This is a genomic window from Streptomyces sp. NPDC031132, assembly GCF_055570595.1.
Map to the genome: position 1 here is coordinate 81,060 of NZ_JBVIGX010000021.1, position 22,714 is coordinate 103,773.

The 22,714-nt window shown below is 70.9% G+C and carries 21 protein-coding genes and 1 tRNA gene; 12 read left to right on the plus strand and 10 right to left on the minus strand.

Features of this window, described 5'->3' with window-relative positions; all coding sequences use genetic code 11:
- Positions 1-7: 7 nt before the first annotated feature.
- Both ACZ49B_RS26695 and nth read right to left on the minus strand, forming a co-directional pair.
- Positions 8-766 carry an NUDIX hydrolase gene (locus ACZ49B_RS26695; protein WP_468310631.1) on the minus strand — a complete coding sequence of 253 codons (759 nt, stop codon included), beginning with the start codon at positions 764-766 and terminating at the stop codon, positions 8-10.
- A 161-nt stretch (positions 767-927) separates the two neighbouring features.
- Positions 928-1,695 carry an endonuclease III gene (gene nth, locus ACZ49B_RS26700; RefSeq protein WP_468310725.1) on the minus strand — a complete coding sequence of 256 codons (768 nt, stop codon included), beginning with the start codon at positions 1,693-1,695 and terminating at the stop codon, positions 928-930.
- A 353-nt stretch (positions 1,696-2,048) separates the two neighbouring features.
- Between nth and ACZ49B_RS26705 the strand changes: the two genes are divergently transcribed.
- Both ACZ49B_RS26705 and ACZ49B_RS26710 read left to right on the plus strand, forming a co-directional pair.
- A complete protein-coding gene (locus tag ACZ49B_RS26705) occupies positions 2,049-2,723 on the plus strand; it encodes a Crp/Fnr family transcriptional regulator (RefSeq protein WP_003981529.1) in 675 nt (224 codons plus the stop codon).
- A 105-nt stretch (positions 2,724-2,828) separates the two neighbouring features.
- Positions 2,829-3,629 carry a nucleotidyltransferase domain-containing protein gene (locus ACZ49B_RS26710; protein ID WP_468310633.1) on the plus strand — a complete coding sequence of 267 codons (801 nt, stop codon included), beginning with the start codon at positions 2,829-2,831 and terminating at the stop codon, positions 3,627-3,629.
- Between the two features lie 8 nt (positions 3,630-3,637).
- On the opposite strand, the gene ACZ49B_RS26715 is transcribed toward ACZ49B_RS26710, so the two are convergent.
- The 5 genes from ACZ49B_RS26715 to ACZ49B_RS26735 form a co-directional block, all read right to left on the minus strand.
- A complete protein-coding gene (locus ACZ49B_RS26715; RefSeq protein ID WP_468310635.1) occupies positions 3,638-3,928 on the minus strand; it encodes a hypothetical protein in 291 nt (96 codons plus the stop codon).
- Positions 3,925-4,770 (minus strand): MBL fold metallo-hydrolase, encoded by an 846-nt coding sequence (locus ACZ49B_RS26720; RefSeq protein WP_468310638.1) that lies wholly within the window; start codon positions 4,768-4,770, stop codon positions 3,925-3,927. The genes ACZ49B_RS26715 and ACZ49B_RS26720 overlap by 4 nt, the downstream gene beginning before the upstream one ends.
- Complete coding sequence (locus ACZ49B_RS26725; RefSeq protein WP_468310727.1) at positions 4,767-5,579, minus strand: NUDIX hydrolase; 813 nt, start codon at positions 5,577-5,579, stop codon at positions 4,767-4,769. The genes ACZ49B_RS26720 and ACZ49B_RS26725 overlap by 4 nt, the downstream gene beginning before the upstream one ends.
- 266 nt (positions 5,580-5,845) lie before the next feature.
- Positions 5,846-6,316 (minus strand): RidA family protein, encoded by a 471-nt coding sequence (locus tag ACZ49B_RS26730; RefSeq protein ID WP_468310641.1) that lies wholly within the window; start codon positions 6,314-6,316, stop codon positions 5,846-5,848.
- Positions 6,313-6,474: a DUF4177 domain-containing protein gene (locus ACZ49B_RS26735; RefSeq protein WP_007264966.1), complete on the minus strand. Its 162-nt coding sequence runs from the start codon at positions 6,472-6,474 to the stop codon at positions 6,313-6,315. The genes ACZ49B_RS26730 and ACZ49B_RS26735 overlap by 4 nt, the downstream gene beginning before the upstream one ends.
- 72 nt (positions 6,475-6,546) lie before the next feature.
- Here ACZ49B_RS26735 and bagA point away from each other — a divergent pair, with 72 nt between their 5' ends.
- Positions 6,547-7,527 (plus strand): ATPase BagA, encoded by a 981-nt coding sequence (gene bagA, locus ACZ49B_RS26740; RefSeq protein WP_468310644.1) that lies wholly within the window; start codon positions 6,547-6,549, stop codon positions 7,525-7,527.
- A complete protein-coding gene (gene bagB / locus ACZ49B_RS26745) occupies positions 7,524-8,879 on the plus strand; it encodes an ATPase BagB (RefSeq protein ID WP_468310646.1) in 1,356 nt (451 codons plus the stop codon). The genes bagA and bagB overlap by 4 nt, the downstream gene beginning before the upstream one ends.
- 62 nt (positions 8,880-8,941) lie before the next feature.
- Here the strand turns inward: bagB and ACZ49B_RS26750 are convergent, their stop codons facing one another.
- Positions 8,942-9,292, minus strand: a complete 351-nt coding sequence (locus ACZ49B_RS26750; RefSeq protein ID WP_030299276.1) for a WhiB family transcriptional regulator — start codon at positions 9,290-9,292, stop codon at positions 8,942-8,944.
- A 397-nt stretch (positions 9,293-9,689) separates the two neighbouring features.
- Between ACZ49B_RS26750 and ACZ49B_RS26755 the strand changes: the two genes are divergently transcribed.
- Complete coding sequence (locus tag ACZ49B_RS26755; protein ID WP_468310649.1) at positions 9,690-11,996, plus strand: transglycosylase domain-containing protein; 2,307 nt, start codon at positions 9,690-9,692, stop codon at positions 11,994-11,996.
- Between the two features lie 80 nt (positions 11,997-12,076).
- Here the strand turns inward: ACZ49B_RS26755 and ACZ49B_RS26760 are convergent, their stop codons facing one another.
- Positions 12,077-12,538, minus strand: coding sequence for a GatB/YqeY domain-containing protein (locus ACZ49B_RS26760; protein WP_468310651.1), 462 nt, complete (start codon positions 12,536-12,538; stop codon positions 12,077-12,079).
- A gap of 67 nt (positions 12,539-12,605) precedes the next feature.
- Between ACZ49B_RS26760 and ACZ49B_RS26765 the strand changes: the two genes are divergently transcribed.
- A complete protein-coding gene (locus tag ACZ49B_RS26765) occupies positions 12,606-13,544 on the plus strand; it encodes a metallophosphoesterase (protein WP_468310653.1) in 939 nt (312 codons plus the stop codon).
- A gap of 168 nt (positions 13,545-13,712) precedes the next feature.
- Positions 13,713-13,786: transfer RNA gene (locus ACZ49B_RS26770), tRNA-Pro, on the plus strand.
- 80 nt (positions 13,787-13,866) lie between these two features.
- On the opposite strand, the gene ACZ49B_RS26775 is transcribed toward ACZ49B_RS26770, so the two are convergent.
- Complete coding sequence (locus ACZ49B_RS26775) at positions 13,867-16,578, minus strand: AAA family ATPase (protein WP_468310656.1); 2,712 nt, start codon at positions 16,576-16,578, stop codon at positions 13,867-13,869.
- Between the two features lie 416 nt (positions 16,579-16,994).
- Between ACZ49B_RS26775 and asnB the strand changes: the two genes are divergently transcribed.
- The 5 genes from asnB to ACZ49B_RS26800 all read left to right on the plus strand — a co-directional run bounded on the left by asnB (position 16,995) and on the right by ACZ49B_RS26800 (position 22,696).
- The gene (gene asnB, locus ACZ49B_RS26780; protein WP_468310659.1) at positions 16,995-19,178 is read left to right on the plus strand and encodes an asparagine synthase (glutamine-hydrolyzing); all 2,184 of its coding nucleotides are present in this window, start codon (positions 16,995-16,997) and stop codon (positions 19,176-19,178) included.
- A 95-nt stretch (positions 19,179-19,273) separates the two neighbouring features.
- Positions 19,274-19,975, plus strand: coding sequence for a class I SAM-dependent methyltransferase (locus ACZ49B_RS26785; RefSeq protein ID WP_468310661.1), 702 nt, complete (start codon positions 19,274-19,276; stop codon positions 19,973-19,975).
- Complete coding sequence (locus ACZ49B_RS26790) at positions 19,975-20,829, plus strand: isocitrate lyase/phosphoenolpyruvate mutase family protein (RefSeq protein WP_468310664.1); 855 nt, start codon at positions 19,975-19,977, stop codon at positions 20,827-20,829. Before ACZ49B_RS26785 ends, ACZ49B_RS26790 begins: the two co-directional genes overlap by 1 nt.
- Complete coding sequence (aepY, locus tag ACZ49B_RS26795; protein ID WP_468310667.1) at positions 20,826-21,938, plus strand: phosphonopyruvate decarboxylase; 1,113 nt, start codon at positions 20,826-20,828, stop codon at positions 21,936-21,938. Before ACZ49B_RS26790 ends, aepY begins: the two co-directional genes overlap by 4 nt.
- The gene (locus tag ACZ49B_RS26800; protein WP_468310670.1) at positions 21,935-22,696 is read left to right on the plus strand and encodes a metallophosphoesterase; all 762 of its coding nucleotides are present in this window, start codon (positions 21,935-21,937) and stop codon (positions 22,694-22,696) included. The genes aepY and ACZ49B_RS26800 overlap by 4 nt, the downstream gene beginning before the upstream one ends.
- Positions 22,697-22,714 lie beyond the last annotated feature (18 nt).

Below are 22,714 nucleotides of genomic sequence, written 5' to 3' on the forward strand. Positions count from 1 at the left end.
CACCGTCTCATGCGCGCCAGTCGAGCGGGACCTGCCTCGATCGGTCCCATGGGCGCTCCCACCCCGCGAAATGCAGGATCCGGTCGATCACTCCGGCGGTAAAACCCCAGACCAGAGCCGATTCGACGGTGAAAGCGGGGCCCAGATGGCCGCGCGGATGGACGGCCGTGACCCGGTGATCGGGATCCGTGAGATCGGCCACGGGAACCGTGAAGACGCGGGCGGTCTCGGCCGGGTCCACGACCCCGACCGGGCTGGGCTCACGCCACCAGCCGAGCACCGGGGTCACGACGAACTCGCTGACCGGGATGTAGAGCCGCGGCAGCACCCCGAAGAGCTGGACGCCGGCGGGGTCGAGCCCGGTCTCCTCCTCGGCCTCGCGCAGGGCGGCGCGCAGCGGGCCGGTGGTGTGCGGATCACCGTCCTCCGGATCGAGGGCGCCGCCCGGGAACGAGGGCTGGCCGGGGTGCGAGCGCAGGCTCCCGGCGCGCTCCATGAGCAGCAGCTCGGGGCCGCGCGGGCCCTCGCCGAACAGGATCAGCACGGCGGACTGGCGGCCCCGGCCGTCCTCCGGCGGCAGGAAACGGCTGAGCTGGGTCGGCCGGACCGTCCGCACGGCCTCCACGACGGGATCGAGCCAGCCGGGCAGGCCCTGACTGCTCACGCGCGGGCCGCCGTGGTCCTCGTACGGGGCCTGCGGCCCGCCCTGCTGCGGCGGCGCGGCCGCCTCGGCCACGCTGCTCTCGTCCCGCGCTCCGCGCGTCATAGGCACCCCTGCTCCCTGCCGTTGCCGACACCGTCGCCGTCCCGATACGGGGACAACGCAGCCCCGGGCCGGATTCGTTCCTCCGCGGGCCGCCGTGCGGCGGCGCGCGGCCGTGCTGCGTACTCCGTGCTCGTACTGCGTGCCCGCTCCCTGCCCCTTGCTCAGGAGGCGGTGGAGGCCCCCTGGCCGCCGCCCAGCGGCGGGGCGGGGAGGCCCGGGTAGTCCGGCGGCGGGCTCAGCCGCTGGCCGGGCTGGCCGCCCTTCTCGTACTTGAGCAGCTTCTTCGCCTTCTCCGGGTCCGTCTCGCCCTCCCCGTACGCCGGGCAGAGCGGGGCGATCGGGCAGGCGCCGCAGGCGGGTTTGCGGGCGTGGCAGATCCGGCGGCCGTGGAAGACGACGCGGTGCGAGAGCATCGTCCACTCGCTCTTCGGGAAGATCGCGCAGATCTCCGCCTCGACCTTCACCGGATCCTCCTGCTCGGTCCACTTCCAGCGGCGGACCAGTCGGCCGAAGTGGGTGTCCACGGTGATCCCCGGGACGCCGAACGCATTGCCGAGCACCACGTTGGCCGTTTTCCGGCCGACCCCGGGCAGCGTCACGAGGTCCTCGATCCGGCCCGGCACCTTCCCGCCGAAGTCGTCCCGCAGGGCCTGCGAGAGGCCGAGGAGGGACCGCGACTTGGCCCGGAAGAACCCGGTCGGCCGGATGAGCTCCTCCAGATCCTCGGGGACGGCCGCGGCCATGTCCTCGGGGGTCGGGTAGGCGGCGAACAGGGCCGGGGTGGTCTGGTTCACGCGCAGGTCGGTGGTCTGGGCGGAGAGGACCGTGGCGACCAGCAGCTCGAAGGGATTCCGGAAGTCGAGCTCGGGATGGGCGTACGGGTAGAGCTCGGCCAGCTCGCGGTTGATGCGGCGGGCCCGGCGCACCATGGCCACGCGCGATTCCGTTTTCTTGGCCGAAGCTTTGCCCTGGGGGCTCGGCGGGGCCTTCCGGGGCTTCCCGGACGCCTTCTCGGGGGCTTGTTCGCCCACAGCTGAATCGGGGGCGCCCGTCACTCCTGCGGACCCCTTGGCCTGTGCTCTCACCGGCTTATTGGACACCCGGCCAGCCTAAGGCCGGGCGCTGACACCCGCCTGGACCTCAGGTAACACCACTCTGATTGGCCTCTCGCCGCACAGCACGCCCGTACGTCCGGCATCCTTGTGATTGATCGCACTGTTTGAGCCGTCCGGCAAAATGGGGAGCACGGTCCCCTGAGCTGGTCGACATAGGAGAGAGACTCGTGGACGACGTTCTGCGGCGCGCCCCGCTCTTCGCGGCGCTCGATGACGAGCAGGCCGCGGAGCTCCGCGCCTCCATGGGCGAGGTGACGCTCGCACGCGGTGACGCCCTGTTCCACGAGGGCGACCCCGGCGACCGGCTCTACGTGGTGACCGAGGGCAAGGTGAAGCTGCACCGCACCTCCCCCGACGGCCGCGAGAACATGCTGGCCGTCCTCGGCCCCGGCGAGCTGATCGGCGAGCTGTCGCTCTTCGACCCGGGCCCGCGCACCGCCACCGCCACCGCCCTGACCGAGGTCAAGCTGCTGGGCCTCGGCCACGGCGACCTGCAGCCGTGGCTCAACGCCCGGCCCGAGGTCGCGACCGCGCTGCTGCGCGCGGTGGCACGGCGCCTGCGCAAGACGAACGACCAGATGTCCGACCTGGTCTTCTCCGACGTTCCCGGCCGTGTGGCGCGGGCGCTCCTCGACCTGTCGCGCCGGTTCGGCGTGCAGTCGGAAGAGGGCATCCACGTCGTGCACGACCTGACGCAGGAGGAGCTGGCCCAGCTGGTCGGCGCCTCCCGCGAGACGGTCAACAAGGCCCTCGCGGACTTCGCGGGCCGCGGGTGGCTCCGCCTGGAGGCCCGCGCGGTGATCCTGCTGGACGTGGAGCGGCTGGCGAAGCGGTCCCGCTGACGCCTCGGCTTCGCGCGGAGGGGTCCTGCCCGGTCGGGCGGGGCCCCTCTGCCGTATCCGGGTGCGGCGGCGCTGCCCAGGCGGGGCCGGACGGGGAGAGGGGCCATGGAGCGCAGAGGGCTGGACGCGTACGGGTACTTCGAGCGCGAGGGCTCGCTCGGCCGGGTGCAGGGCGCCTTCGGGCCCGTCGTCGCCGCCGCGCGCGAGCGGATCGGCGAGGCGTACGGGCAGCGGCTGCACAGCGCGTACCTGTACGGGTCCGTGCCGCGCGGGACGGCCCGCCCGGGGCGCTCCGACCTCGACCTGCTGCTCGCGCTGAACCACGAGGCCGCCGACGAGGACCGGGACACCGCCGAGGTGCTGGCGCGCGGGCTCGACCAGGACTTCCCCGAGATCGACGGCGTCGGCCTCCTGCTCTACGGCAAGGACACCCTGCTGAGCGAGCAGGAACGCGACGACCTGGGCTGGTTCCTCGCCTGCCTGTGCACCCCGCTGCTCGGCGCGGACCTGGCCGAGCACCTCCCCCGCTACCGCCCGGACAGCCTGCTCGCCCGGGAGACCAACGGCGACCTGGCCGCCCTGCTGCCGCGGTGGCGGGCCAGGCTGGAGGCCGCGTCGACCCCCGCCGAGTACCGCAGGCTCAGCCGGCACTTCTCGCGGCACCTGGTGCGCACCGGGTTCACCCTCGTCATGCCCCGGTGGGGCGGCTGGACGAGCGATCTCGCCGAGTCCGCGGCGATCTTCGGGCGGTACTACCCGGAGCGCGCCGCGCAGATGCGGGCCGCGGCCGCAGTGGCGCTGGATCCGGCCGAGGACCCGGCCGTGCTGCACGCGTACCTGGAAGACCTCGGCCCGTGGCTCGCGCACGAGTACACCGCCCGGCACGGCACCAAGACGCCCCGCTGAAGGCGCGCTCAGACGTCCGTCAGGGCCTCGACCGCCTGCTTCGCCTCGAGCAGGTCCGCCCCGGTGATGCGCCGGTAGACGCGGATGGCCTCGATCGTGCGGCCGTCGCGCACGAGCGCCCGTACCTCGTCCAGCCCGGCCGGCTCCGGCTCCTCGATGCCGAAGTGGTCCAGGACCAGGCCGAGGCGCCGCTCCAGCCGCTCCGAGCGCCGTTCCAGGGCCTTCACGCGCAGGGTCACCGTCGAGGTGATCCACGCGGCGGTGGCGATGAGCGCGAGCAGCAGGAACAGCGTGGTCATTCAGGGCCCCCCGGGATCAGTCCGTGATCTTGAAGGTACTCGAGCTGCGCCCGTACGGACCATTCCGCGGCCGGCCACAGCGAGCGGTCCACGTCCCCGTAGACGTGGGCGACGACCGCCTGGGGGGTCGTGTACCCGTTCTCCACCGCGGTCTCCACCTGGGCGAGCCGGTGTGCGCGGTGGGCCAGGTAGAACTCCACCACGCCCTGTGCGTCGTCCAGGACCGGTCCGTGCCCCGGGAGCACCGTGTGCACGCCGTCGTCGACCGTCAGCGAGCGCAGCCGGCGCAGGGAGTCCAGGTAGTCCCCGAGGCGGCCGTCGGGGTGCGCGACGACGGTGGTGCCGCGGCCGAGGATCGTGTCGCCGGTCAGGACGGCCCGGTCGGCGGGCAGGTGGAAGCTGAGCGAGTCGGCGGTGTGGCCGGGGGTCGGGACGACGCGCAGCTCGAGGCCGCCGGTCCGGATCACGTCCCCGGCGGCCAGCCCCTCGTCGCCGAGGCGCAGCGCGGGGTCCAGGGCGCGCACCTTGGTGCCGGTGAGCTCGGCGAACCGGCCCGCGCCCTCGGCGTGGTCGGGGTGGCCGTGGGTGAGGAGGGTCAGGGCGATCCGCTTGCCCGCCTGTTCGGCGGTCTCCATGACCGCGCGCAGGTGGACGTCGTCGAGGGGGCCGGGGTCGATGACGACGGCGAGCTCGGAGCCGGGCTCCGAGACGAGCCAGGTGTTGGTGCCGTCCAGGGTCATCGCCGAGGCGTTGGGGGCCAGGATGTTGACCGCGCGGGCGGTGGCGGGCCCAGAGGTGACGATTCCGCGGGGCTGTCCGGGCAGAGCGGCGGCATTCGTCACGGGGTGCCTCCGGGGCGGACGCGCTTGGTGAACTCGTCGTGGCCCGGCCAGCTGAGCACCACTTCGCCGCTCTCCAGCGAGGCCTGGGCGAGTACGGGCGTCAGGTCCTGGGCGGCGGCCGCGGTGAGGGCGTCGACGGCGCTCCCGTACGGCTCGAGGGAGCGCAGGGTGGAGATGGTGGGCGGCATCATCAGCAGCTCGCCCTTGTCGTAGCCGTCGGCGGCGTCCGCGGGGCGGATCCAGACGGTCCGGTCGGCCTCGGTGGAGGCGTTGCGGGTGCGCTGGCCCTCCGGGAGGGCGGCGACGAAGAACCAGGTGTCGTAGCGGCGGGGCTCGAACTCCGGGGTGATCCAGCGGGCCCAGGCGCCGAGCAGGTCGGAGCGCAGCCGCAGGCCGCGGCGGTCGAGGAACTCGGCGAAGGACAGCTCGCGGGCGACGAGGGCCGTACGGTCGGCCTCCCAGTCGTCGCCGGTGGTGTCGCCGACGACGGTGTCGGCGCTCTCGCCGGCGAGCAGGACGCCCGCCTCCTCGAAGGTCTCGCGGACGGCGCCGCAGACGATGGCCTGGGCGGTGCGGGGGTCGGTGGCGAGGCGGGCGGCCCACTCGTCCCGGCCGGGACCGGCCCAGCCGACGAGGTGGTCCTCGTCGCGGGGGTCGACCCCGCCGCCGGGATAGGCGTACGCGCCGCCCGCGAAGGCCATGGAGGCCCTGCGGCGCAGCATGTGCACGACGGGACCGTCGGGGGTGTCGCGGAGCAGCATCACGGTGGCGGCGCGTCTGGGCTCCACCGGCGTGAGGGAGCCGTCCATGAGCGCGCGGATCCGGTCGGGCCACTCGGGCGGGTACCACTGGCCACCGGCGGGCGTGGCGCCGTGTGCACCGGAAACTCCGGGTGTCTGCTGCTGTCCCTGCTCACCGTTGGGCATGGCGGGATGCTACGGCCATCCGGGCCGATGTTCGAGGCCCACTCCCCTGCCCGAGGCCGCGTCCCGCCCGGCCGGGCCCGCACCCGAGTACCGGGAACACGTACAGCCCCCGCCGGGAGCCGACGGGGGCTGTACGGGAAGTCGTACGGTCAGGCTCCGGAAACCTCGACCTGGATCTCGATCTCGACCGGGGCGTCCAGCGGCAGGACCGCCACGCCGACGGCGCTGCGGGCGTGGACGCCCTTCTCGCCGAGCACCGCACCCAGCAGCTCGCTCGCACCGTTCAGCACGCCCGGCTGGCCGGTGAAGTCGGGGGCCGAGGCCACGAAGCCGACGACCTTCACGACACGCACGATCTTGTCGAGGTCACCGATCACGGACTTCACCGCGGCCAGGGCGTTCAGCGCGCAGGTCGCGGCCAGGTCCTTGGCCTGCTCCGCCGAGACCTCGGCGCCGACCTTGCCGGTGACCGGCATGCTGCCCTTGACCATCGGGAGCTGCCCCGCGGTGAACACGTACGCGCCCGACCGCACGGCCGGCTGGTACGTGGCCAGCGGCGGGACGACCTCCGGCAGGGTCAGGCCGAGCTCGGCCAGCTTCGCCTCGACAGCGCCGCTCATGCCTTCTCCCGCTTGAGGTAGGCCACGAGCTGCTCGGGGTTGTTCGGGCCGGGCACGACCTGGACGAGCTCCCAGCCGTCCTCGCCCCAGGTGTCCAGGATCTGCTTGGTGGCGTGGACCAGCAGCGGGACCGTCGCGTATTCGAACTTCTTGGTCATGGGGGCGAGCGTAACGCCTGACACCGAGGGCTCATGCGCAGCCCGAGGGACGAGTGGTTAGGCTCAGACGCTGTGAGCAGGCTCCAGGTGGTCAGCGGCAAGGGCGGAACCGGAAAGACCACGGTCGCCGCGGCACTCGCGCTCGCCCTCGCGCGCGAGGGCAGACGGACGCTTCTGGTGGAGGTCGAGGGCAGGCAGGGGATCGCGCAGCTCTTCGGCGCGGAGGCGCTCCCGTACGAGGAGCGGAAGATCGCCGTCGCCTCGGGCGGCGGGGAGGTGTTCGCCCTGGCCATCGATGCCGAGCGGGCCCTGCTGGACTACCTCCAGATGTTCTACAAGCTCGGCTCCGCCGGCCGCGCCCTCAAGAAGCTCGGCGCGATCGACTTCGCGACGACCATCGCGCCCGGGCTGCGGGACGTACTGCTGACGGGCAAGGCGTGCGAGGCGGTCCGGCGCAAGGACAAGGCCGGCCGGTACGTCTACGACCACGTGATCATGGACGCCCCGCCGACCGGGCGGATCACCCGCTTCCTGAACGTCAACGACGAGGTGGCGGGGCTGGCCCGGTTCGGGCCGATCCACAACCAGGCGCAGGCCGTCATGAAGGTGCTCAAGTCCCCTGAGACGGCCGTCCACCTGGTCACGCTGCTCGAGGAGATGCCCGTCCAGGAGACCGCGGACGGGATCGCCGAACTCGAGGAGGCGGGGCTGCCCGTGGGTCGGGTCGTCGTCAACATGGTGCGGCCGCACCACCTGGACGAGGACGCCCTGCGCGCCGCCGCAGGCGAGCGCCGTGCGGACGTGGCCAAGGCCCTGTCCCGGGCGGGCCTGGGCGGCGCGCGCCGCGGCGGGCTCGCGGAGCGGCTGGTGGACCCGCTGCTCACGCAGGCCGCCGAGCACGCGAGCCGGGTGGAGCTGGAGCGCGCACAGCGCACCGTACTGGCGCACTTGGACGTGCCGACGTACGAACTCCCCCTGCTCGGCGCGGGGATGGATCTGGCCGGGCTGTACGAGCTGGCCTCGGAGCTGCGGAAGCAGGCGGGCGAGGAATGACCGAGGCCACGACGGGCATGAAGGGGGGCACCGGCATGGACACTCCGGCGCGGCTGGCCGTGGACCGGCTGCTGGACGACCCCGGGACGCGGATCATCGTCTGCTGCGGCGCCGGCGGGGTCGGCAAGACGACCACCGCCGCGGCCCTGGGCGTACGGGCGGCGGAGCGCGGGCGGAAGGTGGTCGTGCTGACCATCGACCCGGCGCGGCGGCTCGCCCAGTCGATGGGGATCGACTCGCTGGACAACACCCCGCGCAAGGTGAAGGGGGTCGACGGCGGCGAACTGCACGCCATGATGCTCGACATGAAGCGGACCTTCGACGAGATCGTCGAGGGTCACGCGGACGCGGACCGCGCGGAGGCCATCCTCGCCAACCCCTTCTACCAGTCCCTGTCGGCCGGGTTCGCGGGCACGCAGGAGTACATGGCGATGGAGAAGCTGGGCCAGCTGCGGGCCCGCGACGACTGGGACCTGATCGTCGTGGACACCCCGCCGAGCCGGTCCGCGCTGGACTTCCTCGACGCGCCGAAGCGGCTGGGGTCCTTCCTGGACGGGAAGTTCATCCGGGTGCTGATGGCTCCGGCGAAGGTGGGCGGCCGGGCGGGGATGAAGTTCCTCAACGTCGGCATGTCCCTGATGACCGGGACGCTCAGCAAGCTGATGGGTGCCTCGCTGCTGAAGGACGTGCAGACGTTCGTGGCGGCGATGGACACGATGTTCGGCGGTTTCCGCACCCGCGCGGACGCGACGTTCCGGCTGCTGCAGGCTCCCGGTACGGCGTTCCTGGTGGTCGCGGCGCCCGAACCGGACGCGCTGCGGGAGGCGGCGTACTTCGTGGAGCGGCTGGCCGCGGAGCAGATGCCGCTGGCCGGGCTCGTACTGAACCGGGTGCACGCCAGCGGTGCCGACCAGCTGTCCGCAGAGCGGGCGTTGGCCGCCGCAGAGAATCTTGAGGAAGGCGGCATTGTCGATCAGGAGTCCGGGAAAGCTGGACTTCGTGACTCGGCCGCGGAGGCCGCCGATGCCACGGACACTCCCGGGAGCGGGACCGAGACCGGCTCCCCCGATGCCGATACCCGTGCCGACGCCCATGCCCACGCAGCCTCAGACCCCGAAGCCGACCCCGACGCCGATGCCGACGTGGACGAGATCACCGCAGGACTGCTGCGCCTGCACGCCGAACGGATGCAGGTGATCGCGCGCGAACAGCGCACACGCGATCGCTTCACCTCGCTGCACCCCGAGGTGGCGGTGGCCGAGGTGGCCGCCCTGCCCGGCGATGTGCACGACCTCGCCGGGCTGCGGGCCATCGGAGAGCGACTCGCGGCCGGGGTTCCGGCCGGAGCGTAGGCGTTCGTACGACGAATGCCTCCGGGTGAGGGGGCATTCGTACACGGGCCGCGCGGGTGGGTCTACCCGGCTGCCGCGTACGTCTCGTACGGAACGTCGATCTCCGCATCGACATCCACGGTGAGGATGCCTGTACTGCGCTCGTACTCCGTGCGGGCGGTTTCGAGCAGCCGTCGCCACGAGGTGACGGTGGGACGCCGGCGCAGCAATGCGCGACGTTCCCGCTCGGTCATTCCGCCCCATACTCCGAACTCGACACGATTGTCGAGCGCGTCGGCCAGGCACTCGGTCCGCACCGGACATCCGGTGCACACCGCCTTGGCCCTGTTCTGTGCCGCTCCTTGAACGAACAGTTCATCCGGATCGGTAGTGCGGCAGGCTGCCTGCGCACTCCAGTCGGTAACCCAGCCCATCCCGGCGCCGTCCTCTCCCGAATCGAGGCTCCCCCACGGCGGTAGCGGCATATTCACCGCTGCCAGTTGAGGACGTTACGGAAGGCGGGGACAGTGCAACACCCCCGACGGGCCCAATCTTGAATGGTCCGAACGGACTATGGGTAAGCGGCAGATCACCCGACGGAGTGATCCGGCGACATGCCCGACCATTCCGGCAATTCGGGTGGAATCGGCGGACCATGGACGAGCGACCGTCAGAGTGAGGGGCGGGATTCGGACATAAGTCCACCCCATTCGGGAAGGGTGAAAATCAAGCCGAGGGGTTGATGTCGCACCGCACTGCTGTGACAGTTGGGGACAGCTTAGGCCAAGGCATTCGCGCGTGTCCGGCGAATGAGAACGTAGGCTGCCCTCCATGGGAAAGAAGCGCTCGGGCGCCGGGCTCACGGGGCCGCAGCAGGCCGCCAAGTTCCTCGGGGTGTCCGTTCTCTCCGGAGTTGTGCTGGCCGGTATCGCGATCCCGGGCGCAGGCGCCCTGGGGCTCGCCGCCAAGGGCACGGTCGAGGGATTCGATGAGATCCCGGCCAATCTCAAGACACCGCCGCTGAGTCAGCGCACGACGATTCTGGACGCCGAGGGTGGCTTGATCGCCACGGTCTATTCACGGGACCGGCAGGTGGTGCCCCTCACGGCCGTCTCCCCGTACATGCAGAAGGCGATCGTCGCGATCGAGGACTCGCGTTTCTACGAGCACGGCGCGATCGACCTGAAGGGCATCCTGCGCGCGGTCAACCGCAACGCGCAGGAAGGCGGAGCCGCGCAGGGCGCGTCGACGCTGACGCAGCAGTACGTGAAGAACGTGTTCGTCGAAGAGGCCGGCGACGACGAGACCAAGGTGCGCGAGGCCCAGGAGAAGAGCCTGGGCCGCAAGATCCGCGAGCTGAAGTACTCGATCCAGGTCGAGGAGGAGCTCGGGAAGAAGAAGATCCTCGAGAACTACCTCAACATCACTTACTTCGGCCAGCAGGCATACGGAATCGAATCCGCCGCTCAGCGCTACTTCAGCAAGCCGGCCAAGGACCTGACCCTGGACGAGTCGGCGCTGCTGGCGGGCGTCGTGCAGTCGCCGAGCCGGTTCGACCCGGTGAACGACGCGCAGGAGGCGATGAAGCGCCGCAACGTCGTCCTCCAGCGGATGGCCGACATGAAGGACGTCTCGCAGGCCGAGGCGGACGAGGCGAAGAAGAAGCCGGTGACGCTGAAGGTGACGCGGCCGAAGAACGGCTGCATCACCGCGGTCAAGGGCGCGGGCTTCTTCTGTGACTACGTGCGCAACACGTTCCTGACCGACCCCGTGTTCGGCAAGACCCGCGAGGAGCGGGCCAAGCTCTGGAACCAGGGCGGCCTGACCGTGCGCACGACGCTGGACCCGCAGTCGCAGGAGTCCGTCAACGAGTCGATCAAGGACCACGTCAACCAGGACGACAAGGTCGCCACGGCCGTGACCCTGGTGCAGCCGGGCACGGGCCGGGTGCTCGCCATGGGCCAGTCCAAGCCGTACGGCTTCGGCAAGAACGAGACGCAGATCAACTTCTCCGTGGACAAGCGGATGGGCGGATCGAACTTCGGCTTCCCGACCGGTTCGACCTTCAAGCCGTTCGTCGCGGCCGCGGCCCTGGAGCGGGGCGTGTCGGCGGGCAAGACGTACCCGTCCCCGCACGACATGGAGTACCCGAGCCCGGTGCAGACCTGCGGCGACAAGCCCTGGGTCAACACCTCGCACGACCGGGTGGAGAACGAGTCGGAGTCCGAGATCGGCCCGTACGGCATGAGGGACGCGATGGCCAAGTCGGTCAACACGTACTTCGTGGAGATGATCTCCGACAACGCGCTCGGGCTCTGCCCCGTGACCGAGATGACCACCAAGCTCGGCGTGATCCCGGCCGACGGCACGAAGCTCCCCGAGGTCCCGGCGATCGCGCTCGGAACCGAGGGCATGTCCCCGCTGACCATGGCGAACGCGTACGCGACCTTCGCCAACCGCGGCGTGTACTGCACCCCGGTCGCCCTGGAGTCGATCACCGACGCGCACGGCAAGGCACTGGCCGTGCCGAAGTCCCAGTGCGACCGCGTGATGGCGGAGAAGACCGCCGACACCGTCAACACGCTGCTGCTCGGCGTGATCGACTCCGGTACGGGTACCGCCGCGGGTCTGACCGACCGGCAGAACGCGGGCAAGACCGGTACCACCGACAGTCGCTACAACGCCTGGTTCGTCGGGTACACGCCGAACATGGCGGGCGCAACGTGGGTCGGCTCGGGCGGCTCGAAGCAGGTGTCGATGGAGAACATCACCATCGGCGGCCAGTACTACGACAAGGTCTACGGCGGCGGGCTGCCCGGCCCGATCTGGAAGCAGGCGGTCTCGGGCGCGCTGGAAGGCCGGGAGGCGCCGAACTTCACCACGGTGACCATCCCGGAGGGCGGGCTGCCAGCCGGCGGCGGCCGTCCCACTCCGAACCCGAACCCGAACCAGACCCCGAACAAGCCGGGGAAGCCCCGCAAGCCGGGCGGCGACGGCAAGCCGGGCGGCCGCCCCGGAGGCCAGACTGCGGCCGGTGCCACGGGCGGCGCGACGGACGGCGCAACAGGCGGCGCGACGGGCGGCACCGGCCCGACCGACCCGTTCCCGGGCGGCATCATCGGCGGCCTCGAGGACTAGCCGGCAGGACAGACGAACGGAGGGCCCCGCCCGCGCATCGCGCAGCCGGGGCCCTCCGTCGTTCGCTTCTGCTCGTACGCCTACGCGAGGTGCTTCTTGACGGCGGCGGCGACGCGGCCGCCCTCCGCCAGACCGGCCACCTTCGGGTTCACGATCTTCATGACGGCGCCCATGGCCCGCGGCCCCTCGGCACCCGCGGCCCTGGCCTCCTCGACGGCCTGCGCCACGATCGCGCCGAGCTCCTCGTCGCTGAGCTGCTTGGGCAGGTAGGTGTCGAGGAACTCGCCCTCCGCCGTCTCGCGCGCGGCCTGCTCGGGGCGACCGCCCTGCGCGAAGGCTTCCGCGGCCTCGCGGCGCTTCTTCGCCTCCTTGGCGATCACCTTGAGGACCTCGTCGTCGGAGAGCACGCGCGCCTCCTTGCCCGCGACCTCCTCCTTGGTGATGGCGGAGAGGGTCAGGCGCAGCGTGGACGAGTGCAGCTCGTCGCGCGCCCTGATGGCGGTGGTGAGGTCTTCCTGGAGCTTGGCCTTGAGCGTGGTCATGACCTGAGTCTGCCAGGTGCAGGGGCAGTGGCGCCCGCCGGTTTTCCGGGTCTGAGACGATGGGGCCATGCGTGCGCGTTACGGAGTACCCCTGAAGGTCACCGCTTCGATCGCGGCGGTCGGGGCCGCCGGTGTGGCCTATGCCGCCGGTTTCGAGGCGCGGTCGTTCCGACTGCGCCGGATCACCGTGCCGGTCCTCCCCGCCGGGATGCGCCCGCTGCGCGTACTCCAGGTCTCCGACATCCACATGGTCGGCGGCCAGCACAAGAAGCGCGCCTGGCTCCAGTCGCTGGCCGGCCTGCGCCCGGACTTCGTCGTGAACACGGGCGACAACCTCTCCGACACCGAGGGCGTCCCGGAGGTACTGGACGCCCTGGGTCCGCTGATGTCCTTCCCCGGCGTGTACGTCTTCGGGTCGAACGACTACTACGGGCCGCGGCTGCGCAACCCCGGGCGCTACCTGATCGAGAAGGTCCAGGGGCGGCACGGGCTGAACGGCAACAAGCCGGTCGTCGGCGCCGTGCACAACCCGTGGGAGGAGATGCGGGACGCCTTCGACGCGGCGGGCTGGGTGAACCTCGGCAACACGCGCGGGCGCCTGAAACTGCCCGACCTGGAACTGGCCTTCACCGGCCTGGACGACCCGCACATCAAGCGCGACCGCTACGAGCAGGTCGCGGGCGGGCCGGAGGCGGACGCCGACTTCTCGATGGCCGTCGTGCACGCCCCGTACCTGCGCGTCCTCGAGTCCTTCACGGCGGACCGGTACCCGCTGATCCTGGCGGGGCACACGCACGGGGGTCAGCTGTGCATCCCCTTCTACGGGGCGCTCGTCACCAACTGCGACCTGGACACGAAGCGGGTGAAGGGGCTCTCCACGTACGAGACGGACGGCAAGCGCGCCTACCTCCACGTCTCGGCGGGCTGCGGCACGAACCGCTACACCCCGGTCCGCTTCGCCTGCCCCCCGGAAGCCACGCTCCTGACCCTGACCCCCAAGGCCTAGGGTCTGTCTTTCGCATCACCGTGATCAGACGATCCCCGGCCCGGCGGCCGGCCCAGGCCACGGCGGACCGCCCCCGCCGTCCCCTCGCGAAAACCGGATTTCGTCTCCGGCCGAGGGTCCGCTAAAGTAATCGATGTCGCCAGGACAACAACACCGCCAGGCGGCGATCGGGGTGTAGCGCAGCTTGGCAGCGCGCTTCGTTCGGGACGAAGAGGTCGTGGGTTCAAATCCCGCCACCCCGACTTCGTAAGACCAGGTCAAGGGCCTGATCCGCATCGCGGATCAGGCCCTTCCTGCATTCTTGCCCGGGAGCCTCGGGGGATCATGGACCGCTGGGAGTGCTTACGCGGTCCTCGTGCTCGCCGAGGATGGAGCGGTTGAGGGGGACGTCCGCCAGGAAGGCCCGCCGCATCGCCTGGTCCGGGATGAGCCCGGCCTTTCGGAGAACTTCGTTTCGGGCGCGGGCGAACAATCCTTGCGCCTCTGCCTCAGAGCTTCCGGCCCTGAGTGCCTCCGCCGAGTAGTAGAGGATCTCCTCCGTCCGCAGCGCGGGCATGTCCCCGACCTCGTCCAGGATGCGCAGCGCCTCCCGGGCGTGTTCCGCTGCGCCCGCGGTGTCGCCCTTCCTGATCAGGATCCGGCTGCGCAGGGAGTACGCGGCGATCTCGCTCCTCACCATGCCGCTCTGCCGTGTCTCTTCGCAGGTGGCGATGGCCAGGCGTTCTGCATCGTCCAGCGGTTCCCCGGGGCGGTCCGCCTGGGCCATGAGCACTTCGGCGTAGAGGTTCCGCACGATGGGGACGAGGTTGACCAGCCAGGTCCGCTCGGTTTCCGCCCAGGCGTCGACGATGAGCTGCCGGCTCTCCTCCACCCGGTCCGGCCGTACGGCGATGATGCGGGCGAGAAGAGCTGCGTTGTAGGCGTGCCAGCCGCTGTCACCACCACGCTCCGCCTCGAACTCCAGCGCTTCGCGCAGCACCTCCTCCGCGTTTCGGAAGGCGCCGAGACCCGCATGCACTTGGGCAAGGTAGTTCAGCGCTATGGGCAGCTCCGCGTTCAGCGGCTCAGCCCGCAGCCGCGCCACGCACCGGTTGAGCCGGGTGAGCGCCTCGGACAGATGGCCGCTGTCGAACAGGGTGATACCGAGCTGCATCTCGCCGAGGTTGCGGGTGTGCTGGAGCACCGGCTCGGCGCCGTCGCCGAGGCGCGGGTCCGATGTGTACAAGCGCTCCGCCTCCCGCAGCTGCGCCAGGCCTTCCGCAAGATTGCGCTTGGAGACCTGACGGCCATACTCGATGCGGGCCACGAACAGGGCCACGGAGTCGCCGTGCCGCTCGGCCAGCTCCACGGATGCCCTCAGCTTGTCCAGCGAGGGAACCAGCCCCTGTGTGGCGAGGAGCGTCTTGCCGCGCAGCAGCGTGGCCCGGATGATCAATTCCGGCTCGGCACACCGAGCAGCAGCAGCCTCCGCCTCGGCTGCGAGGGCATCGATGTCCGGGCCGCCCGCGGGCGCGGTCTGACCTCGCCAGCGGACCTCTGTGAGCGACAGCAGAAGCTCCACGGCCTGGACGAACCTCCGGTCTCGCCCTTCATCGCCTTCATGCAATTCCCTCACGGCATTGATCACTTCCTCGCAATGGCTCTCGGCCTCGGCGAAGGACAGCCCCTCGGTCGCCGCGTCCCGTGCCAGGGCGTAGTGGGCGTCAGCAGAAGCCGCCAGGCAGCCGGGCCCCCCGTTCTTCAGGTGGCGTGCGATCTCCAGTCGGCGTTCCAGGGTCATGTCACGCGGCTGTCCGGAGGCGATCCACTCGGCGACGTGGCCGTGCCGGGAGCGCATCTGCTGGGTGCTTTGCTGGGCGTAGACGACGCTCCACAATGCGCGGTGCTCGAAGCGGTAGCAGTCCGATGCCTCCCGCCGTGCCCAGCCGGGAGCCGGGGCGGAAACGATCAGACGGCGATGCTTGGAGATGAGCCGCAGCCGCTCCATCACCACATCGTGCGGCAGACCGGCCACTGCGGACACGGTCCGGGAAAGAAAGACCTCCCCCTGCGTGGCCCCGGTGACCAGCAGGACGCGGTCTTGCTCCGAGAGCGTCTGCAGTCGGCTCTCCACCACCCTCGACAGGCTGGCGGGCAGGGCGACGTTCGCTCCGTCACCCGGATTCCACTCGTCGAGGCAGAGCGTCACGAAGATGGCGTGCCCCGCCGTCAACAGGGCCAGCTGCTCCGCGAGTGCGGGCGGCGCACTGGGATGTCGGTGCGCGACAAGCTCAGTCATTGCATCCTGCGGCAGCCCGGCCAACGTCCGCCGTACCAGCAGGCCTTCCGTGGCCCAGCGGTGCAGCAGTTCCTCCACCGTGGAACCGGGGCCCTCTGCATAGGCGCCGTCGCTGGTATGACTGAGCACGACGGCGACCGGCTCGTCTGAGAGTCTGCGTAACAGCTGATCGAGCACGAGCAGACTGCTGGGATCGCTGTACTGGACGTCATCGATCACAAGGACCACCGGCGGACCTTGTCTGACCAGGTCCAGCAGCCCCTCGCCGATCCGCATCGCTGCACCCTGCTGGAACGGCAGCAAGCTGTCGAAGGGGATGGACCCGGAATCGAGGGAGGCCTCCGTGATCTCCCTGCCCACAGTGAACACTGCTCCCAGGCCGGGGACGATCGCGGACAGCACGTCCGGAGCCGATCTGACCACTCCTTGGCCGGTGGCCCCCAGAATGCGGCGGAACTTCCCTCGCGACCTGGCCTCCTGAGCCCCGCTCAGCTTCAGAAGGAGGTCGATCACCGGCCCGTACGTGAGGCCGGGACCAATGCCCGGGTGGCAGCGGGTGGAGACGATCCTGCATCCAGCCGGGCCCGGGGAGGCCGCAGCCTCCGTCTCGAACGCTCTCAGCAGAGCGGACTTGCCCATTCCCGAAACACCGTCGACCGCGATCGCCCGACCGCCTTGCCCGTCCATCAGCGCCGCAACGAACGAGCGCAGTTCCCCCATGTGTTCAACGCGATCGACGAATCCTGTCGGCGCCACGGGTCCCCCCGTCCCGTGCCTCGACTGTGGAGCGGGCCAGCTCAGGGCACTGCCCTCGTCCACGGTAGGTCAGACGGTGTGGCGGTACGTGTGACTCCGCGAGAACAGGGCGCGGACAACGGCGACTTCCGTGGCGCAGGCGTCGACGGACGGGCGCGGGCCGGGACGCCCGGGCGCCACCCTCGCGCCACCGGGGCAACACCGGGGCGGTGGATGCTCTTCAACAGCAAATGACCACTGACGCCGAGCGGAGGTGAAAGAAATGAAGGTTTACATCAAGCCGGAGGCCAAGAAGGTCGACCAGGGCACCATCGTCGCCGCTGTCCGCTAGTAGCGACCCACATGCCACGCCTCCCGGACCGGGGGGCGTGGCATGTCCGCTCCAGTCACCACGTCACAGGGGAATCGGAAGCCATATGTGCGGAATTGCAGGATTCGCCCACACCGACGGAAGCGCCCTCGCGGGGTCGGCCGACGCGATTCTCCGCGACATGGCCCATGCGCTGCGGCCGCGCGGGCCGGACGACATGCAGTTCCACCACACCGGGCCGGCGTGCATGTCCTTCACGCGGCTCGCGCTGATCGACCCCGAGGGCGGGCGGCAGCCGTTCATCAGCGAGGACGGGAACGTCATCCTCGCGGCGAACGGGGAGATCTACAACTACCGCGAGTTGCGGAAGGGGTTCGAGGGGCGGGTTCGCTTTCGGAGTGAGAGTGACTGTGAGGTCCTGCTCCACCTCTACTTGGAGAAGGGGCTCGCGTTCCTCGACGACGTGCGCGGGATGTTCGGCATCGCCGTCATCGACCTGCGTGAGCAGCGGCTGCTGCTCGCCCGTGACCGGCTCGGCATCAAGCCGCTGTTCGTCCACCGCAACCGCGACACCGTGCTCTTCGGCTCCGAGGTCAAGGCTCTCTTCGCGCACCCCGACTGTCCGCGCGAGCTCGACTGGGCGCGCGCCCTCGCCGACCAGGGGCTCAGCTCCGCGCCGGTGATGACCGACGACGAGCCCGTCAGCTGGTTCAAGGGCGTGGATCACGTTCCGTCCGGGTCGATCGTCGACATCAGCCTGCGCGGCGGGGCCACCCGCGTGCACCGCTACTGGGAGCTGCCCACGCCGGCCGAGGCCGACGCCCTCCCCGAGAGCTTCTTCGTGCAGAGCATGGGCGACCTGCTCGCCTCCTCCGTACGGGAGTGCCTGATCGCAGACGCCGAGATCGGTGTCTTCCTCAGCGGCGGGCTCGACTCCGCGGCCATCACCGCCCTGTCGGCGCACACCGGGCTGCACACCTTCTCCGCGCTCACCGGCGCCACCGTCGTCAACAAGGACGCCCAGTACGCCCGCGCCACCGCCGACCTGCTCGGACTGCCCAACCACCAGGTGGCCTTCGGGGCCGACCGGGTGCCCTCGCCCGACGAATGGCGGCGCCTGCTGTGGCTGATGGAGACGCCGCAGTGCGGGCCGGAGCAGTTCTACAAGAGCGAGATGTATCGTTTCGCCCGCGCCGAGCGCCCCGAGCTCAAGGCGATCCTGCTCGGCTCCGGAGCCGACGAGTTCAGCGGCGGCTACAGCGTCGCCCTCTCCGGCGGCGGCGACTGGGAGGACTTCGAGGGCAACCTGCGCACGATGGCCCGCCGCAAGGCCCTCGGCTCGCAGTCCTCCGTCTCCGTCTGGTGGGAGGGCACCGACCTGCCGCTGCTCAGCGACGACGCCGTCGGCGCGTACGCCCCGGGCGCGGTGGACGACCCGTACGGCTCCTACCTGGCCTGGAAGTTCCGGGACATGCAGCAGTACAACTTCTGGGTCGAGGACCGCACCGCCTCCGGCAACGGCGTCGAGGCCCGCGTCCCCTTCCTGGACCACCGGATCATCGAGCTGCTGGCGACCGTGCCGCGCGCCTACCGCAAGCGGCTGTTCTGGGACAAGCAGGTCATCCGCGAGGCCGTACGGGACATCCTGCCCGCCGAGGTGATCAGCCGGCCCAAGCTCGCCTTCTACGAGGGCGAGGGCGTGCGCCACACGCACCGCACCTTCACCCGGATGCTCGGCCAGAACGGCGACGAGCTCGTGGAGCAGGCCCTGTCCTCGCCGCGCGCCGCCCAGTACCTCGACGGCGCGAACATCCACCGCGCCCTGCGCAGGCTGCAGCGGGACCAGAGCTCCGGGCACGTCGAGCTGCTGATGCGCGTGGTCAACCTGGGCATCCTCGACCTGATGGCCGTGGACGTCCCGGGCAGTCGGGCCCCGTCCGGGCCCGCCCCGTACGAGCTGCGCGTCACGGACTTCGAGGGCCCCGAGGTCCAGGAGCTGTTCCCGCAGGCACGGATCGAGGACACCTCGGTGTTCCGCCTCGCCGAGGGCGTGCTCGTACTGGACGACGTACAGGAGGCGAACACCTCGTACGTCCTGGTCGACGGCGGGATCCGGTTCGTCATCGACCACCTGACCCACGCGGACTGGCTGCGGCTGCTGCGCGGGTTCGACGGGCGCCGGCCGCTGTCGGAGGCGCTCGCCGCCGCCGGCTGCGAGCTCGACGCGATGCGTCCGCTGCTGGACGGATCGCTCGAAGCGGGCCTGCTGGAGACCGTCGACAGCCCCTGAAAACGCGGTGCGGGCACCGCGCCGTTCGGTCCCCCCATTGGAAATCGGCATCCGGATGTGGATGTACGGAAGTAATCACGAGTGAGGTCACCCCGATGACAGCCCATCTCTACTGGGACGAGGTCTGGCGCACCGACAGCGGGCGCACAGGCGACTGGTCGCGGCCGCACCCGTGGGTCGTGGACGAGGCCGCCCGGCTGCAGAAGCTCGGCGCCGTGGACGTACTGGACCTCGGCTGCGGCGTCGGCCGGCACGCCCTCTGGTTCGCGGAGGCGGGGTTCACCAGCTCCGGCACCGACGCCAGCGAGGCGGCCGTCCTGGCGGCCCGGGACGAGAGCGTCAAGCGCGGGGTGCAGGTCGGCCTCGATGTCGGCGACTTCGGCGAACTTCCGTACGCGGACGACAGTTTCGACTACGTCCTCGCCTTCAACGTGGTCTACCACAACGACGAGGCCGGCCTCGCCAAGGTCCTCGACGAGGTCCGGCGCGTGCTGCGCCCGGGCGGCGTCTACCAGTCCACGATGCTCTCCAAGCGCAACGGCGAGTACGGGCGCGGCAACGAGGTCAGCCCCAACACCTTCCGCCAGCCCGAGGCCACCGACGACAAGGTGCACCCGCACATGTACGTGGACGCGGCCGACCTGCTGCGCCTGCACGCGGGATTCCGGCTGCTCAGCGCCACCGACGCCGAGCACGCCAAGCCGGGATCCTTCCACTGGCACTGCGTCTTCGAGTTGCCCGGGGAGGACGTGGCCGGCACCAACCACGGCCGCTTCGCGCAGAGGGCCGGGGAATAGTGTCGAAGGCGGCGCGACTGCGCGAATTACTGGAGCGCAAAGAGATAGCGCGAATCGTCGGATCCAGGGACGCACTGACGGCCCTGCTCGTCGAGGAGGCGGGCTTCGACGGCCTGTGGGCGTCGAGTTTCGAGATCTCCGCGTCCCGGGCCCTGCCGGACCTGGGCCTGCTGACCATGTCCGAGCTGCTCGAAGCCTCCTCGCACGTGAACCAGGCGACCTCGCTGCCGCTGCTGGCGGACTGCGACACCGGCTTCGGCGGCAACATCAACGTCGTCCGTACGGTCCGCCAGTTCGAGGCGGCGGACATCGGCGGCATCTGCCTCGAGGACAAGGTGTTCCCCAAGCGGAACAGCTTCCTCGGCGGCGGCCAGAACCTGGAGGACGCGGGCGAGTTCGCCGGCCGGATCCAGGCCGCCGTACGGGCCCGCACCACCGGGGACTTCACCGTCGTCGCCCGGGTCGAGGCGCTCATCGCCGGGGCCGGGCTCGCCGAGGCACTGCGCCGCGCCCACCTGTACGCGGACGCGGGCGCCGACGCCATCCTGATCCACTCCAAGGAGTCCACGCCGGCCGAGATCCTGGAGTTCCTCCAGGTCTGGCAGGCCCGTACGCCCGTGGTCGTCGTACCGACCACCTATCCGCACTGGGACCTCGCCGAGGCGCAGGCGGCGGGCGTCTCGATGGTGATCTACGCGAACCACGCGCTGCGCGCCTCGGTCTCCGCCATGCGCGACGTCCTCGGGGAGATCCGGCTGCAGGGCGGGACCGGCGGGGTCGAGGACGCCATCGCCCCGATGAAGGAGCTGTTCGGTCTCACGCAGGTCAACCGGTGGGAGGAGTGGAGCGCATGATCAGCGCCGAGTTCTTCTGCGCGGAGCTGGACCGCCGCGGGTACGGGTTCTTCAGCGGGGTGCCGTGCTCCTTCCTCAAGGGCCCGTTCGCGCTGCTGGAGCAGCGCGGCAGCTACGTACCGGCGCCCAACGAGGGCATCGCCCTGTCCATGGCGGCCGGCGCCGAGCTGGGCGGGACCAGGGCCGTGGTGCTGGCCCAGAACTCGGGGCTGGGCAACCTCCTCGACCCGCTCACCTCGCTCACCATGGCGTACGAGATCCCGCTGCTGCTCTTCGTCAGCCTGCGGGGCTGGCCGAACGCCGAGGACGACGAGCCGCACCACGCGGCCATGGGCGCCGGGACCATCGGCGTACTGGAGTCCGTCGGGGTCGCCCACGGCATCCTCGACCCGTCCGAGGAGAGCCTGGGCGGGCTCCTCGACCGCGCGGAGGAGGCCCGCCGCGAGAACCGGTCGTTCGTCGTGCTCGTACCGGCGAAGACCGTCGACGCCCACCCGGTGCCGGCGCCCGCCTCGGACGCGCAGATGGACCGGCGGGAAGCGGTGTCCGCCATCGCCGGGCACCTGGGCGGCGCGCTGGTCTACAGCACCACCGGAATGATCAGCCGGGAGCTGTTCGGGATCGTCGACAACCCGCGGAACTTCTACATGCAGGGCTCCATGGGGCACGCCATCGGGCTCGGCCTGGGCACGGCCCTGAACCGCCCCGACCAGCAGGTCGTGGTCATCGACGGCGACGGCGCGGCGGTCATGCACCTCGGCGGGCTCGCGCTCGTCGGCGAGCGGCGCCCCGCGAACCTGACCCACTTCGTGCTCGACAACGGCGCGTACGACTCCACCGGCGGCCAGCGCACCCGCGATATGGCCATGCGCTGGGACGAGTTGGCGCTCGCGGCCGGGTACCGCACGGGACGGGTCTGCCGCTCGGCCAAGGAAGTCACCGCGCACATGGCCGAGATCGAGGGGTTGCCCGGCCCGCACCTGGTGGCCCTGCACATCGGCAGGGGTGGGGCCACCCCTCCGCGGGTAACGTCGGCGCACACCAACGCCGAGGTCAGGGCCCGCTTCCAGGCCGCGGCGACCGCATCCCGGAAGGACGACCTGCCGTGACCACCGTCATCGCCCACGTCAGCGATCTGCACCTGGACCTCTCGGAACGCGCCACGCAGCGCGCGCTGACGGTCATGAACTACCTGCGCGACCTCCCCGGTCCCCTCGACGCCGTCCTCGTCTCCGGGGACATCGCCGACCACGGCACGGCGGACGAGTACGCGCAGGCCCGCAAGCTGTTCGACCTGCCGTACCCGGTGCTGGTGCTGCCCGGCAACCACGACGAGCGCGGTGCGTTCCGTACCGGACTGCTCGACGCGGCGCCCGGGGACGAGGAGCTGAACCAGGTCGTCCGTACGCCCGGAGCCGTCTTCGTCCTGTGCGACTCGACGATCCCGGGCAGCGACGAGGGCCTTCTCAGCGACCTCACCCTGCGGTGGCTCGACGAGACGCTGACCGCCGAGGGCGGCGAACTGCCGGTCTTCGTCTGCTTCCACCACCCGCCGGTCGACCTGCACACCCCGTACGTGGACCGGGTCCGGCAGTTCGGCGAGGAGCGCCTCGCCGCGGTGCTGGAACGGCACCCGCAGGTCGTGGCCCTGCTGTGCGGTCATGCGCACGTCGCCGCGGCCACGACGTTCGCGGGCCTTCCGCTGCTGGTGGCGCCCGGGGTGGCGTCGACCGTGCCGCTGCCCTTCGAGGGCCGGCCCGCCGTGGACTACGAGCTGGCCCCGGCGCTGGCCTTCCACGTGCTCGACGACCGGCGGCGGCTGGTCACGCACTACCGGGCGCTCGGCCGGCCGCATCCCGACCACTGAGAGAAGGCTGAGAGCAGG

Bases quoted from the DNA above. Each gene is read 5' to 3' on its own strand.
- ACZ49B_RS26695 (WP_468310631.1), bottom strand. From the start codon at position 766: ATGACGCGCGGAGCGCGGGACGAGAGCAGCGTGGCCGAGGCGGCCGCG.
- ACZ49B_RS26785 (WP_468310661.1), top strand. From the start codon at position 19,274: ATGACAGCCCATCTCTACTGGGACGAGGTCTGGCGCACCGACAGCGGG.
- ACZ49B_RS26765 (WP_468310653.1), top strand. From the start codon at position 12,606: ATGCGTGCGCGTTACGGAGTACCCCTGAAGGTCACCGCTTCGATCGCG.
- aepY (WP_468310667.1), top strand. From the start codon at position 20,826: ATGATCAGCGCCGAGTTCTTCTGCGCGGAGCTGGACCGCCGCGGGTAC.
- nth (WP_468310725.1), bottom strand. From the start codon at position 1,695: ATGGTGCGCCGGGCCCGCCGCATCAACCGCGAGCTGGCCGAGCTCTAC.
- ACZ49B_RS26735 (WP_007264966.1), bottom strand. From the start codon at position 6,474: ATGACCAAGAAGTTCGAATACGCGACGGTCCCGCTGCTGGTCCACGCC.
- ACZ49B_RS26760 (WP_468310651.1), bottom strand. From the start codon at position 12,538: ATGACCACGCTCAAGGCCAAGCTCCAGGAAGACCTCACCACCGCCATC.
- ACZ49B_RS26715 (WP_468310635.1), bottom strand. From the start codon at position 3,928: ATGACCACGCTGTTCCTGCTGCTCGCGCTCATCGCCACCGCCGCGTGG.
- ACZ49B_RS26710 (WP_468310633.1), top strand. From the start codon at position 2,829: ATGGAGCGCAGAGGGCTGGACGCGTACGGGTACTTCGAGCGCGAGGGC.
- asnB (WP_468310659.1), top strand. From the start codon at position 16,995: ATGTGCGGAATTGCAGGATTCGCCCACACCGACGGAAGCGCCCTCGCG.
- ACZ49B_RS26730 (WP_468310641.1), bottom strand. From the start codon at position 6,316: ATGAGCGGCGCTGTCGAGGCGAAGCTGGCCGAGCTCGGCCTGACCCTG.
- ACZ49B_RS26750 (WP_030299276.1), bottom strand. From the start codon at position 9,292: ATGGGCTGGGTTACCGACTGGAGTGCGCAGGCAGCCTGCCGCACTACC.
- ACZ49B_RS26755 (WP_468310649.1), top strand. From the start codon at position 9,690: ATGGGAAAGAAGCGCTCGGGCGCCGGGCTCACGGGGCCGCAGCAGGCC.
- ACZ49B_RS26725 (WP_468310727.1), bottom strand. From the start codon at position 5,579: ATGGACGGCTCCCTCACGCCGGTGGAGCCCAGACGCGCCGCCACCGTG.
- bagB (WP_468310646.1), top strand. From the start codon at position 7,524: ATGACCGAGGCCACGACGGGCATGAAGGGGGGCACCGGCATGGACACT.